The sequence below is a fragment of the Novosphingobium sp. BL-S-20 genome (assembly GCF_055521635.1).
Map to the genome: position 1 here is coordinate 390,726 of NZ_CM145493.1, position 12,111 is coordinate 402,836.

The window sequence follows — 12,111 nt, forward strand, 5'->3', positions numbered from 1 at the left end:
TTCCTGATCCGATCGGACAGGCCGAAACGGAGAGACGATATGGTCCAAGCGAGCGGGGCGGCGCTTTCGCGCGAAAGTACGGAAGCCCATTATCAGCGCTTGGCGCTCTATCGCTGGTGGTGCCGCTCGGTTGTCGGACGTGTCGATCACCAGATTGTCCTTGATCGCATCCAGGAGGACAGCGGCTGGTCTCCGCGCTATGCCTTCATGGTGATGATGTCGGCGGGCATCGCCGTTCTCGGCCTGCTCCTTTCCTCGCCCGCAGTCGTCATCGGGGCGATGCTGATCTCCCCCTTGATGAGCCCGATCCTTGGGCTCGGCTTTAGTCTGGCCCTCTTCGATTTCTCCGAAATGCGCCGGTCGCTGACGGCTCTGGCAATAGGCTCAGTGGCAGCTGTGATCTTTACTGCGCTCATCGTCGCGCTTTCTCCTTTACAGGCTCCGACTGCCGAAATCATCGCGCGAACCCGGCCCAATCTATTTGACCTCGCCGTTGCCCTCTTCGCGGCGCTTGCCGGAACATTTGCGATCATCCGGGGGCGCGGCGATACGATTGTCGGCGTCGCGATCGCGACAGCGCTGATGCCCCCGCTCGCGGTCGTGGGCTATGGCCTTGCAACCTGGAACATGCCGATCCTAGGCGGAGCCTTTGCCCTTTTCGTCACGAACTTTGTGACCATCGCATTGTCCGCCACGGTCATGGCGCGCTTTTACGGCTTCGGGCATCACCTCAGCAGCCAGCAGACCTGGACGCAGACGTTCGTACTGCTCTTTGTCTTCATTGCCATGGCAATCCCGCTCGGCATTTCCCTACGACAAATCGCCGGCGAAACCGTGACCCTTAATCAGACCCGAACGTTCTTGGTCCAGCGTTTCGGCGCGGACGCGCGCATAAGCCAGCTCGACATAGACTTCGACAGTGAGCCGCTGGTCGTGCGGGCCGTGATCATCGCTCCGCGGGCGAGCCTTGAACGATCAAACGGCTTGCAGCAGGATTTGACCGAGAGGCTTGGCGAACCATTGAAATTGCGACTCGATCAGGTCGTCCTGGAGCCGGGAGCGGGGGCCATCGATGCGCAGCGCGAGGAATTGCGCCAGGCAGGTGAGGCTGCGGCTATCGAGAGCCAGCGCATTGCTGCGCTCTCGCACGTTCTGGCGCTCACGGCCGGCATTGCCCCTGACAGTGTTACCATCGACCGCGACCATCACCGCGCCATGGCAACGGCGTCTTTCTTGCCCGGAGCCTCGCTGGCAACCTACCGTACATTGGAGCGCCGCGTCGCCGAGCAGGCGCAAGGATGGGACATTGTCCTGACCCCACCGCAAATGCCCTATCCGCCAATTGGCTTTATCAGCAATGGTGACCAATTGGACGGGCCTTCTCGCGAGGCGGTGCTGACTTCGGCATGGGCGGCTCAGCACTGGAATGTCCGCGCTCTCGCGGTTCCAGGTCTTCCCGAAACTACGCCAGAAACACCTGCGCTCACCGAGCGCCGCGCCCTCACAATCGCCGCACTTTTACGTGAAAACGGTATCGAACCCAAGCCTGCTCCAGCCGCAGGCAGCCGGTTTGTGCTCCGGGCCGCCACTGCTGACGAGGAAAGGCCTTGAGCCCAGCCCTTGTCAGCGCGCTGATCCTGCTCGGCGCACTGGTCCTGTTCGTCTCGGAGCGAGTGCGACACGATCTTGTCGCGCTGTTCGCGCTCATTGCCTCTCTTGCCGTGGGACTTGTGACGCCTGCAGAAGCCTTCACCGGCTTTGCTGACCCGGCCGTGATCGCAGTTGCGGCAGTACTTGTGGTTGGCCGCGCCATCGAGCTCAGCGGCGCGGCCGCTGCAATAGCGAGCAGGATCATTCCCCCGGGCGCACCATTCGCGATACGCCTTTCCAGCCTGCTTCTTGTCGGCGCCCTGCTTTCTGCGTTCATGAACAACATAGCTGCGCTGGTCATAACCATGCCGATCGCGTCGGAAATCGCGCGGTCTGCAAGACGTTCGCCCGCGGCAACACTCATGCCGCTTGCTTTCGCCACGATCCTGGGCGGCATGACGACGTTGATCGGCACACCGGCCAATCTCATCCTCTCCTCTGTGCGGGAGGCACGGCTTGGCGAGCCTTTCGGCTTCTTCACCATGACGCCGGCAGGCACTGCCGTCACAATTGTGGGTCTCGCCTATCTGGCGCTCGTCGGTTGGCGTTTCCTGCCGAACCGGGGAGTCGAGGTGACAGATGGTAAGGCCCCCTGGCGCGTTTACGAACTCGAAGTGGGCGAAGAGGCTTTCGATTTCGCTGAATTGCGTCAGCGCCTTCGTCGATCCGGCGCGCGCCTCCTTGCGACTTTTCGCGATATCGAGCGAGTCGAGGGCATCGATCGGCTCCTGCCCCGGGATCGATTGCTGGTGCTCTCGCGAGAAAACCAGTGGTCCGTCGCGGCCAAATCGGGCCTCACCTCCGACGTTGCCGTCGATCGCGATCCCGATGCAGTTACCGGTCGGGTCGTGGTGGCCTACGGTTCGCTGCTCATCGGCATGGGCTATGACGAGGTGCGTACGAGGAGCCTGCAACAATTGCAGGTTGTGGCTGTAGGCCCCAGGGTCGCCAAAGAGCGAGTCCAGCTCGTCGACATGCGCATCGGCCCCGGCGACCAGCTCTACATCCGAGGCCCGCAACATGTTCTGGGCGCCTTTTGCGCCGGAGCCCGCCTCCTCGAGATCGATCGGCACGATCCGGTGCCGACGGCACGCCCGCAAGCCATCGCAATCCTTTCCATTTTCGCTGCGGCAATCGGCTCCATCGTCGGCCTCGGACTATCGCCGGCCCTCGCCTTTACCGGGGCAGCCGTGCTCATTGCAGCGCTGCGCCTGCTGCCTGCCGAGGAAGTCTACCGTTCCATCGACTGGAGCGTGATCGTCCTGCTCGCTGCAATGATACCGGTCGGGCAAAGCTTCGAACATAGCGGTGCTGCCGCCATCGCCGCGCAGTGGCTGGGACAGGTCCTCGGCGGGATACCGCTCATCGGAGTGCTCGCAGCGCTGTGCTCGGTCACCTTGCTACTGTCGATTTTCCTCAACAATGTGGCAACTGCGATCATCATGGGGCCACTGGCGATCGATGCAGCAAACCTCCTGCATGTAAGTCCTGATGCCGCGCTGCTGGCGGTGCTGATCGGCGCCTCGTCGGATTTCCTGACGCCGATCGGTCATCAGAACAACCTACTGGTCATGGGGCCCGGAGGCTATCGGTTCAGTGACTACGCGCGCATGGGCGCGCCGCTGGTTGCGCTCGTCGTGGGCGGCGCGGCGCTTACCCTATCGCTACTTTACGCCTGATCCGGAATTTCCCGGTTCGCCAGGCGCAAAACGACGAAGCCGGCCAGCCCCGAGAGGACGGATCCTGCAAGGATACCGATTTTCGCTTCCGACTGGAGTATCGGAGCACCGGGGAATGCCAGGAGCGTGATGAACAGGCTCATGGTAAAGCCGATGCCGCACAGCAGGGCAACCCCCAGCATCTGCATCCGGCTTGCGTGAGCAGGCGCATCGGCAAGACCAAACCGGACAGCAAGCGCGGTAAATCCGAAGACGCCAATCGGCTTGCCGAGAAGCAACCCCACTGCGACGCCAAGCGTCACTGGTTCGGCAAGCGCGCGAAGCGGCAGAGTGAGTACCGGGACACCTGCGTTTACGAGCGCGAACAGCGGGACGATGATGAAGCCGACCGGGACGTGCAGCGCCTTCTCAAGCCGGTGCAGCGGACTGGCGGCGTCGCTGTCGTGCTTGCTCGGCGTGATATCGAGCGGAATGGTCAGGGCCAGCGCGACACCGGCAATGGTTGCATGGATACCCGAGCGGAAAACAAAGAACCACAGCAATGCGCCGAGGAGTAGGTAAGGCAGCAGCTTGCGCACTTTCAGGCGGTTGAGAGCAATCAGGATCGTCATGACCCCGCCCGCGCAAGCGAGGTCTACCATGGAGATTTGCGCTGTATAAAAGAGCGCGATGATGACGACAGCGCCGAGGTCGTCAATGATCGCCAAGGCTGCAAGGAATACCTTTAGCGATGCCGGAACACGGGTGCCGAGCAGCGAGATCACGCCCAGCGCAAAGGCAATATCCGTCGCCGTAGGAATGGCCCATCCGCGTGCCGTTTCACCGCTATTGAGGCCAAAGAACAGCAATGCGGGGACAAGCATTCCGCCAAGCGCGGCGATGCCGGGTAAGAGACGCCGGGGCCACGAGGCTAGCTGCCCGTCGAGCATCTCGCGCTTGATCTCCAGTCCGACCAGCAGGAAAAACGCCGCCATGAGCGCATCGTTGATCCAATGCGCAACCGAAAGTGGTCCGACGTGAAAACGCAGGACTTCTTCATAGTCCGGGGCGAAAGGGGAATTGTCGAGGACGAGCGCGAGCGCCGCCATAGCCATGAGGAACAGGCCGGCATTGGCCTGACCGTCGAGAAAACGACGAAGCGCACTGGGGGATTTGAGGCGAGCGAGGACCATACGGACTCCGGGCGTGATCTGACATGCACCGGCGGCCCGACCGATACTACAAAACCTGCCGCCATTAATGGCGAACACCCGGCTGTCGCTATTGCAGACGGGAAGAGCGTGACGCAAGGGTTACGGTTTCTGAAACTGATAACATTCGCTTATCGCTGAAACTTCAAGCAGTGCCGAGATCGGGGTTCGCGGTTTTCCCGAAACCTTTGCACGGAATCCACCGATCTCTTCACGGCCCGTCTCAAAAATCCTGAATGGGCAAGCAGATCTGGACGCACCAAGCCTAGAAAGATCAGCGACGGAACGACCGGTAAGCGGCGCTGTAGACGGACATAGGAGTTCGATCAGGCCGCCCCTCTCGGTCAACAGCACGCAAGCCGGCATCGACGTAGCTCTTTCTGGCCACGGGATCGTCCGGAGTTTTGCCTATCAGGTAAAGGATCATCTGAAGAGCGGCAGGTTGCAGGAGATAATACCCTAGATTCCGAAACCGATCCTGCCGCTCATGCCATGAAGGATCGTCTCGGAGTGCTCAGGCCCGCGCGACAGTTAGAAGAAGCCATGCTCCAAGAAGCCGAAGCCGGCGATCAGCCGAAGCGGCACCGCGGCCCCGTCTCCCTGAAGGAACAGTGCAGCAGTCGGCAGTCTGCTCAAATCCGCGATAATAGCTCCATCCTTTCCAGGAAGACCTACGCAACGTAACTTTGCCAAGTCACAGTTCAGCGGCAGCTATTTCGGCTACGATGCTGTCGGACAGCCATTGCCCGAGGTAGGCGCCTGCCATTGCAGGGCCTGCCTCCTCCCCAACATGCGCTACCAATTCGGCACAGAACGCGCCAAACGTCTGGCCCTCCTTCAGGCCTGCCAACGCTCGCCCTTCGGCCGGATCGAGTGTGCGGAAGGCCGGCGTGAACCCTTCACGCCAGACGAGGATCGTCGTCGGTTCAGGAAGCGGCTGCGCTGCCGGTGGCGGGGTGTCCTGCGAAAGGGCCGACCAAATCGCGGCGGCATTGCTGGTCGTTGTCAGCAGTGTCAGACTGGGGGTGAAGTGCAGCCGGGCGTGATCCCAGTCGATCGCGCCCAGACTGGCCGGATCGACTGCGGCGACATCCGGCGCGGTAAAGGCCTGCGCCAACGCGTGTTCCAGAACAGCCAGATCCGCGACCTCAGGATCGCCCGGATAGAGCCGCCGGAGCGTGACTGCAAAGTCCGCGCCGTAGGCATCGAGCGTCCAGTTGGTCGGCGCGGCGCGGTCGATATGCGTGGCTGCCGCAGCCTCGAAAGCGGCATCGCCCAGCCAAGCGTGGACGATGCCATAGCTTTCTTGCAGGCAGTCCATCAGCTGGGCACGGTAGTTATTGAGGTAGATGCTTAAGCCCGCCTCGAACTGGGCTGCGCAAAGTGGACTGGGCCGCGCTTCGTTGGTGAGCCACTCGCGGAATCCTGCCTGCAGGGCCCGAAGGCTCATGCTGCCCTCCTCGCCGGATCGCAGGCAATACGGCGTGCCGTGTCCAGTTCGGCCAGCAGGTCGGCAAGCGGGGGGATCGCGTCGTCACGTTCGATCATCGTCGCAACCGGGCCGACGTGGGCGATCGCTTCGGCATAGAGCGACCAGACCGACGGCGGCACCGGCTTGTCGTGAGTGTCGATCAGTAGATCGCGGCCCTGGCTATGGCCTGCCAGATGGATTTGGCGCACCTTGCCCGCCGGAATGCCTGCAAGGTAGGCGAAGGGATCGAACCCGTGGTTGCGAGCACTGACATGGATGTTGTTCACGTCCAGCAACAGCTCGCAGCCGGTCCGCTGGCACAGCGCGGCGAGAAAGGCCCATTCGCTCATCTCACCCTCAAGTGCCAGATAGCTCGAAGGGTTCTCGATCAGGATCGTGCGGCCCAGACAGTCCTGCGCCTGATCGATATTGGCGCAGACCACGTCCAGCGCCTCGGCCGTATAGGGCAGCGGCAGCAGGTCGTGCGAGTTGAAACCGCAGATTCGCGACCAACTCAGGTGATCTGAGACGAACAGCGGATCAATCGCGTCGACCAGCGAGCGCAGGCGCCCGAGGTAGTTCAGATCTAGACCATCTGCCGAGCCGATCGACATCGAGACGCCGTGCAGGGCCATCGGGTGACGCTCCCGCACACGGCGCAGTACATCGAGGGGGCGTCCGCCATCGACCATGAAATTTTCCGAGATCACCTCGACGAAATCGACCGGGACGGCTGCTTCGCCGTCCAGGAAATCGGTATAGTGCGGCTTGCGCAGGCCAAGGCCGAACTGGTGGGTCGCGAACATCGTATCGCTCCTGAAAAGACAGCCCGGCCACCGACAGAAGCGACAGCCGGGCCGGTCGATCACTTCGGCGGGGTCAGGCTGCCGCCATCGGCTGCGCACTGTTTGGCGCTCTCGGACTTGAAACCCTGTCCCTTGCAGTCGTTCTGGCCTTTGCAGTCATGGCTAGCGGTCTTGCAGTCCGACTGGCCCTTGCAGGCGTTGACGCCGAAACATTCCACCTGCTTGGCGCTGCTCTTGGCGAAGGCAGGCGTGGTGGCTGCGGCGCCGGACAGAGCGATGAGGGCGGCGATGGCGGCGAAACCTGCGGTGGCAGTGGTTTTGGATGGGGTCATGATGCTCTCCTGTATGTAGATCTGCCGGATTGGCCCTTTTCCTACGCAGGCCCGGCGCCACCGGTTACACATAACTACCAACGAAGAAGACGCGGCCCCAGAAAGGCTCCGGCAAGTGAGGCCAACAGGATGCCCAGGCTGTACCAGGTGAGAACGAAGATCGCCGATACTTCGGGGCAGTGCAGGCAATAGATCGTCGCCGCCCATGCCCCTGCCGCAAGTCCCGCAGCAGCGCCCGCTTCGCGCAGCCGCGTGGGCGCAAGACGGCGGAACGACCACAGCAGGCCGATGAAGATCGGCATTGCCAGCGTCAGCACCAGCCACGGGCATACCTTCCAGCTCGCGCCCAGCCACATGCCAAGCCATTCGCGCGACGGGGTGGCGGCAAGCTCGGCGATGCCGATCCCGGCAAGGAGCAGAACCGGTACGATCAGCCACCACAATCCGCGCAAGCCGGAGGATGTCGGGCGCGATAGGCGAATGACGGCAAAGATCGCGCCTATCCCCAGCGAAGCGGTGTAGGTCCACTTCATCCAGAACGAGAAGCCGTGCATCGCGGTGTGGAGATCGGGCCGGATGCCCAGCACCATAGCCACCAGCAGTGCCGTAATGAGTCCGCCGCCCACGATGCCAAGGCCGATCCTGCGGCCCATCGCACTGCGCGATACGCGCGGCACGTCGCGGCTCAGGGAACGGATGAGGTCATCGGTCTTCATGTCCGCTCTCCCCGGATACGCGCGGCGAGCGCCTTCAGTCCACGATGGACGGATACCTTAACGTCCGATGCCCCGATGCCGGCGCCGGCGGCGGCATCGGATATGCTGAGGCCATCGATATGTGTGTCTCGGATCGCGCGCGCCTGCTTGGGGGAAAGGGTGGAAAGCAGCACGTCCACGTCCATCCGCGCCGATGCCGCATCCTCGAACCCCTCGACGATCAGGATCGTCTCGACATCTTCGATCGAAACCGACAGGCGCCGCCTGCGAAAATGGTCGATGAGCCGATAGCGGGCAATGGCGTAGAGCCAGGCGGTGAACGGCCGGTCGCGATCATAAGTCGCCCGTTTGCCATGTACCGAGATCAACGTTTCCTGCACCAGATCCTCGACATCGTCCTGCGCGTCGCGCATCCGGCGACGGTAAAAGGCCCCCAACAGCGGCACGAGCGCGCGCAACAGCGCCTCGTGCGACGCGGCGTCGCCATCGAGACCTGCGGTCATCCAATGTCTGAGTTGTGCTTCGCTCGCCTGCATTCGGCCTCCAGCACATGTCTACGCGGCATGGTGGCGCAAGGTTACACGCCGAGCGGACATCCATCAGAAAAACTTTCTGCCGAACTCTGTGTAACCGGCCTGCGCACCGCTGCGTAAGCCCCGGCATGGACCGCCGATCCACCGATGCGGCCCTGAACAGTCTTTCAGTCACCAAAATTCAAGGAGAAATCCGATGAACCGCACTCATGCCGCTTTCGCCGCCACCCTGGCCCTTACCCTCACCGCTGCGGGCGCTCATGCCGCGGATGACGCGAAAGTACCGATGGAAAAGTGCTACGGCGTCGCCAAGGCTGGAAAGAACGACTGTAAGGCTGGCGCCGGGACCAGCTGCGCGGGCACTTCGAAGGTCGATTACCAGGGCAATGCCTGGAAGCTCGTGAAAGCCGGAACCTGCACCACGATCAAGACACCCAAGGGCATGGGATCGCTGAGCCCCAAGGCCTGAATCACCAGGCCTGAGAAGGACGGCGCCGCCCCGTTGCGGGCGGCGTGGCCCATCGATTGAGAGGATCACCATGGCATCCCCCCTTCAGATCTACCGCCGCGTGTGCAACGGTGTAAAGGACGCTCTGCCAGATGCAGCGCTGCTGCTCGTTGCCCGGTGCGGCATCGCTGCCGTATTCTTCCAGTCGGGCCGGACGAAGGTGGAGGGCATGCTCTCCATCACCGACAGCACCTATGAGCTGTTCCGCAGCGAATACGCCTTGCCCTTCATCGATCCGGTAACGGCCGCCCACCTCGCGACGTATTCGGAGCATCTTTTCCCGTTGCTGCTGGTGCTGGGTCTGTTCACTCGGTCTGCGGCCCTCGCGCTGTTGGGCATGACGTGCGTGATCGAGATTTTCGTCTATCCCGATGCCTGGCCGACGCACCTGAGCTGGGCAGGGCTCCTGCTCCCACTCATCGCCCGCGGAGGCGGGGCATGGTCGCTCGACCGACTCGCCACAGTTTCATTTTACTTTTCCCGGAAAGAACCTCGACATGCATGACCTCGAGGCCAAGGCAGCCGTCATTCGATACAACCACATGCCACGTGGAACATGACGACCGCCAGATTCTCATAGATCAGCGTCGTCCCGCCCAGCCACCCTGCCTTCAAACCAGGACCAGATCGGCTTTATTAGCCACGGTGACGCGAGCACAATCGATGGTCATGTCGAGGCTGCAATGAGCAAGATGCTGCGATAATTCCAAACAGCCCACAAGCTCACCGTGACTGGAAAGATAACGCCATAGACATCCGATTTACCGAAAATTGCGCGCAGCTGACCTGCTTGCCGGATACCGCTCTGCAGTCGCAAGGGCGGAACCTCAGCATTTACCAAACGGCGTTTTGGCGCCAAGCGTCTGGGTTGGATCGGCAGCCAACGCCGCCTAAATGCCAGCTATCGGCACATTAGGTCGTTCAGAAGAGGGCGAAGATTGGTGAACGGAAGGCAGCTTTGAGGGTTGGCAGGTGATGCGCTGAACGGCAGCTCTGTCGGCGGTTTTGGAATAGGCAGTGGGGCAGGGGCTTTGGCAGGTACGCGCCCATCCAAGCCGCTCAATTGGAAGAGTCTCGCGCCTACGAGCGGTCAGTCCGGTTATGGCCGGGGCTGCGACAATACTGCCGCTCCCGAGCACAACTCGGCACGTCCGGTTTTGCACGCATTGCCGTAATTCAAGTAGACAAAATTTATCTCAGACTTTTGGGGCCTGAAGACTGCCTCGGGCGAGGAGATTGCTGTCCCCAGGGTGGGGCTAAAGCCCACCCTGGACCGAACACGAAGGAAGATCAGTTAAAAGCGATAGGCTGCGCCATGGAGCACCTGGTGCCGATCCCAGGACCCGTGGCCCTCACTCAGATCTGAATATCGATACTCCAGACGAGCAGAGATGTTCTGCGTGATTGCGTGCTCAACGCCGCCGCCGACCATCCAGGCATCCCGGTTGTCCTTCCCGCTGCGAATTCCCGAAGCTTCAGTCAGCCGCACATTGGCACGAACATTGGAATATCCGCCGCGGACGTACACGAGCGTGTTTTCCTGGATCAGGTAACCGGCTCGAGCGCTGACATCGATGGAGTATTTCGGATCGAGAACAAGGGCACTACCTGCAGCGCCGCCAGACAGCGCGTCATCGGCGCCTACACTGAACCCCGCTTCGGCGCCGATCACTACCTTGGGCGCGATCTTGTAATCGTAGCCGACAAACGCACCGCCGATGAAGGCGTCGTGCTCATTGGATGAGTTCACTCGGCCGACCGAAGTGCCGACGCTTCCGGCGTCGTCGTGATCCCAACCAATTTGTGCGCCGACATAGGGACCGTTGAACGGCTCTGCGGAGGCTGCAGCCGAAATGCCCGACGCAGCGAGCAGAGCGGCGGATGCAATGATGAGCTTTTTCATGAAAATGATCCTTTGAAAGTGCTGAGTACGCAGACTTGATTGATGGAGACAGGGCGCACGCCAGCGCTTCCGCAGACAGCGGTTGCTTCTGGGCACACGGGTTGCTGGGGAATTTCCGAGCTTTGAGCTGGTTCACCGACCGCCAAATTGGCGAATTTCGGCGATCATGAACTCAAGGGTATAGGTAATTTGGGTGGCTTGCCCGGCATTGAAGCCGCACAGCGACAGAAGAACAGGCATCCATTTCATTGAAGCCCCCTATCTCTCAAGACCAGAGTGCTGCTGTGGAACGTGTCAGGGCAGAGATCGCATACCAGAGGCTTTAGGATCAAAGCTACGTCATGGCTCACCTCTTGATTTCTGTTCATGATGTCATCCTCCGAAGCCAACGGCGGACATGTCCATCCTCGGCCGTATGCGGACAGAATAGGGGGCAATATTCAGGGAAATAATCGCGTCGTTCGCGCCAAGGTTTGTTAGCGAAGCCACATAGTGGCGCTACAAATCAGGCATCCTAGCGGGCACGGTAGCCAGTCAGAAATCCACCTTCGACGCCTTGACGACGACATCGGAAACCGCGCGGGGATTCGAAATTTGGATCAGGTGACTTCCTGGAAACTCGACGGCCACCGTATGCGAGCGGCGGTAGAGAGTTCGCAGCATCTCAGGTGAAAGCGTGCGATCATTCTGTGCGACGATGCCGAAGCTCGGTTTTGCGTGCCATGCTGCCGTTCGCAACTTTGCGGAAAAACCGCTTACCGCGGTAGGGCGCTGAGCAGCAGCGAGATAGCGTGCCTCGTCTGCAGACAAATCGCTAGCCACGTCATGTTCGAACATGGCGGGATCAACGATCAGCGACGTCTCGTCGACCATCAGCACATGGCTTGGAAGCGGCCATCTGGCATTGAGTTCACCAACAGATTCACCTGCGTCGGGTTGTATGGCCGCGACATAGACGAGTGATTTCACCTTTGGATCTTCGCCAGCGACAGTGATGATGGCCCCGCCGTAAGAATGCCCCACCAGCACTACCGGGCCATTCTGGCGGGCTATGACGGCGCGGGTGGCCGCGATATCAGCGTCAAGACCCGACAGGGGGAGCTGGACGACCGATACGGTGTAATGTTTGCGGACGAGAATGTCGTAGACCTTGCGCCAGCTCGATCCATCCATCGCGGCGCCATGTACCAGGACCACGTTATGGATGTGGCTCGTGTCCTTAGCGCTGACGGTTGAAGGACCAGAGGCCATTGCCGCTACGGCCGCCAGGAAAGGGATTGTACGTTTCATAAACTTGGTCCTGTATCGAAGCTGGAATGCTCG

12 protein-coding genes are annotated in these 12,111 nt (G+C 61.2%); 4 read left to right on the forward strand and 8 right to left on the reverse strand.

The genetic code is table 11. The features are described 5' to 3' along the window. The first annotated feature begins 39 nt into the window (after nucleotides 1-39). A complete protein-coding gene (locus ACZ1II_RS01780) occupies nucleotides 40-1,611 on the forward strand; it encodes a DUF389 domain-containing protein (protein WP_465144090.1) in 1,572 nt (523 codons plus the stop codon). Further along, complete coding sequence (locus ACZ1II_RS01785; protein WP_465144091.1) at nucleotides 1,608-3,329, forward strand: SLC13 family permease; 1,722 nt, start codon at nucleotides 1,608-1,610, stop codon at nucleotides 3,327-3,329. The genes ACZ1II_RS01780 and ACZ1II_RS01785 overlap by 4 nt, the downstream gene beginning before the upstream one ends. Here the strand turns inward: ACZ1II_RS01785 and nhaA are convergent. The 6 genes from nhaA to ACZ1II_RS01815 form a co-directional block, all read right to left on the reverse strand. Then, the gene (gene nhaA, locus ACZ1II_RS01790; protein ID WP_465144092.1) at nucleotides 3,320-4,501 is read right to left on the reverse strand and encodes a Na+/H+ antiporter NhaA; all 1,182 of its coding nucleotides are present in this window, start codon (nucleotides 4,499-4,501) and stop codon (nucleotides 3,320-3,322) included. The genes ACZ1II_RS01785 and nhaA overlap by 10 nt on opposite strands. A 712-nt stretch (nucleotides 4,502-5,213) precedes the next feature. Continuing rightward, entirely contained in the window at nucleotides 5,214-5,969 is a 756-nt protein-coding gene (locus ACZ1II_RS01795; protein ID WP_465144093.1) for an HvfC/BufC family peptide modification chaperone, read from the reverse strand. After that, nucleotides 5,966-6,796 (reverse strand): MNIO family bufferin maturase, encoded by an 831-nt coding sequence (bufB, locus tag ACZ1II_RS01800; RefSeq protein ID WP_465144094.1) that lies wholly within the window; start codon nucleotides 6,794-6,796, stop codon nucleotides 5,966-5,968. Before bufB ends, ACZ1II_RS01795 begins: the two co-directional genes overlap by 4 nt. A 59-nt stretch (nucleotides 6,797-6,855) precedes the next feature. Further along, a complete protein-coding gene (gene bufA2 / locus ACZ1II_RS01805; protein WP_465144095.1) occupies nucleotides 6,856-7,128 on the reverse strand; it encodes a BufA2 family periplasmic bufferin-type metallophore in 273 nt (90 codons plus the stop codon). Nucleotides 7,129-7,202: 74 nt separating this feature from the next. Then, nucleotides 7,203-7,844, reverse strand: a complete 642-nt coding sequence (locus tag ACZ1II_RS01810; RefSeq protein WP_465144096.1) for a DUF1109 domain-containing protein — start codon at nucleotides 7,842-7,844, stop codon at nucleotides 7,203-7,205. Then, nucleotides 7,841-8,380, reverse strand: coding sequence for a sigma-70 family RNA polymerase sigma factor (locus ACZ1II_RS01815; protein WP_465144097.1), 540 nt, complete (start codon nucleotides 8,378-8,380; stop codon nucleotides 7,841-7,843). Before ACZ1II_RS01815 ends, ACZ1II_RS01810 begins: the two co-directional genes overlap by 4 nt. A 193-nt stretch (nucleotides 8,381-8,573) precedes the next feature. Here ACZ1II_RS01815 and ACZ1II_RS01820 point away from each other — a divergent pair, with 193 nt between their 5' ends. Both ACZ1II_RS01820 and ACZ1II_RS01825 read left to right on the forward strand, forming a co-directional pair. Next, the gene (locus ACZ1II_RS01820; protein ID WP_465144098.1) at nucleotides 8,574-8,846 is read left to right on the forward strand and encodes a BufA1 family periplasmic bufferin-type metallophore; all 273 of its coding nucleotides are present in this window, start codon (nucleotides 8,574-8,576) and stop codon (nucleotides 8,844-8,846) included. 70 nt (nucleotides 8,847-8,916) lie between these two features. Then, entirely contained in the window at nucleotides 8,917-9,390 is a 474-nt protein-coding gene (locus ACZ1II_RS01825) for a DoxX family protein (protein ID WP_465144099.1), read from the forward strand. 789 nt (nucleotides 9,391-10,179) lie between these two features. Here the strand turns inward: ACZ1II_RS01825 and ACZ1II_RS01830 are convergent. Together ACZ1II_RS01830 and ACZ1II_RS01835 are read right to left on the reverse strand one after the other, a co-directional pair. Beyond that, on the reverse strand, nucleotides 10,180-10,788 hold the full coding sequence (locus ACZ1II_RS01830; protein ID WP_465144100.1) for an outer membrane protein: 609 nt from the start codon (nucleotides 10,786-10,788) through the stop codon (nucleotides 10,180-10,182). Between the two features lie 534 nt (nucleotides 10,789-11,322). Further along, on the reverse strand, nucleotides 11,323-12,078 hold the full coding sequence (locus tag ACZ1II_RS01835) for an alpha/beta fold hydrolase (protein ID WP_465144101.1): 756 nt from the start codon (nucleotides 12,076-12,078) through the stop codon (nucleotides 11,323-11,325). Nucleotides 12,079-12,111 lie beyond the last annotated feature (33 nt).

Coding starts and splice junctions, on each gene's coding strand:
- ACZ1II_RS01780 (WP_465144090.1), top strand. CDS start 40: ATGGTCCAAGCGAGCGGGGCGGCGCTTTCGCGCGAAAGTACGGAAGCC.
- nhaA (WP_465144092.1), bottom strand. CDS start 4,501: ATGGTCCTCGCTCGCCTCAAATCCCCCAGTGCGCTTCGTCGTTTTCTC.
- ACZ1II_RS01795 (WP_465144093.1), bottom strand. CDS start 5,969: ATGAGCCTTCGGGCCCTGCAGGCAGGATTCCGCGAGTGGCTCACCAAC.
- bufB (WP_465144094.1), bottom strand. CDS start 6,796: ATGTTCGCGACCCACCAGTTCGGCCTTGGCCTGCGCAAGCCGCACTAT.
- bufA2 (WP_465144095.1), bottom strand. CDS start 7,128: ATGACCCCATCCAAAACCACTGCCACCGCAGGTTTCGCCGCCATCGCC.
- ACZ1II_RS01810 (WP_465144096.1), bottom strand. CDS start 7,844: ATGAAGACCGATGACCTCATCCGTTCCCTGAGCCGCGACGTGCCGCGC.
- ACZ1II_RS01815 (WP_465144097.1), bottom strand. CDS start 8,380: ATGCAGGCGAGCGAAGCACAACTCAGACATTGGATGACCGCAGGTCTC.
- ACZ1II_RS01820 (WP_465144098.1), top strand. CDS start 8,574: ATGAACCGCACTCATGCCGCTTTCGCCGCCACCCTGGCCCTTACCCTC.
- ACZ1II_RS01825 (WP_465144099.1), top strand. CDS start 8,917: ATGGCATCCCCCCTTCAGATCTACCGCCGCGTGTGCAACGGTGTAAAG.
- ACZ1II_RS01830 (WP_465144100.1), bottom strand. CDS start 10,788: ATGAAAAAGCTCATCATTGCATCCGCCGCTCTGCTCGCTGCGTCGGGC.
- ACZ1II_RS01835 (WP_465144101.1), bottom strand. CDS start 12,078: ATGAAACGTACAATCCCTTTCCTGGCGGCCGTAGCGGCAATGGCCTCT.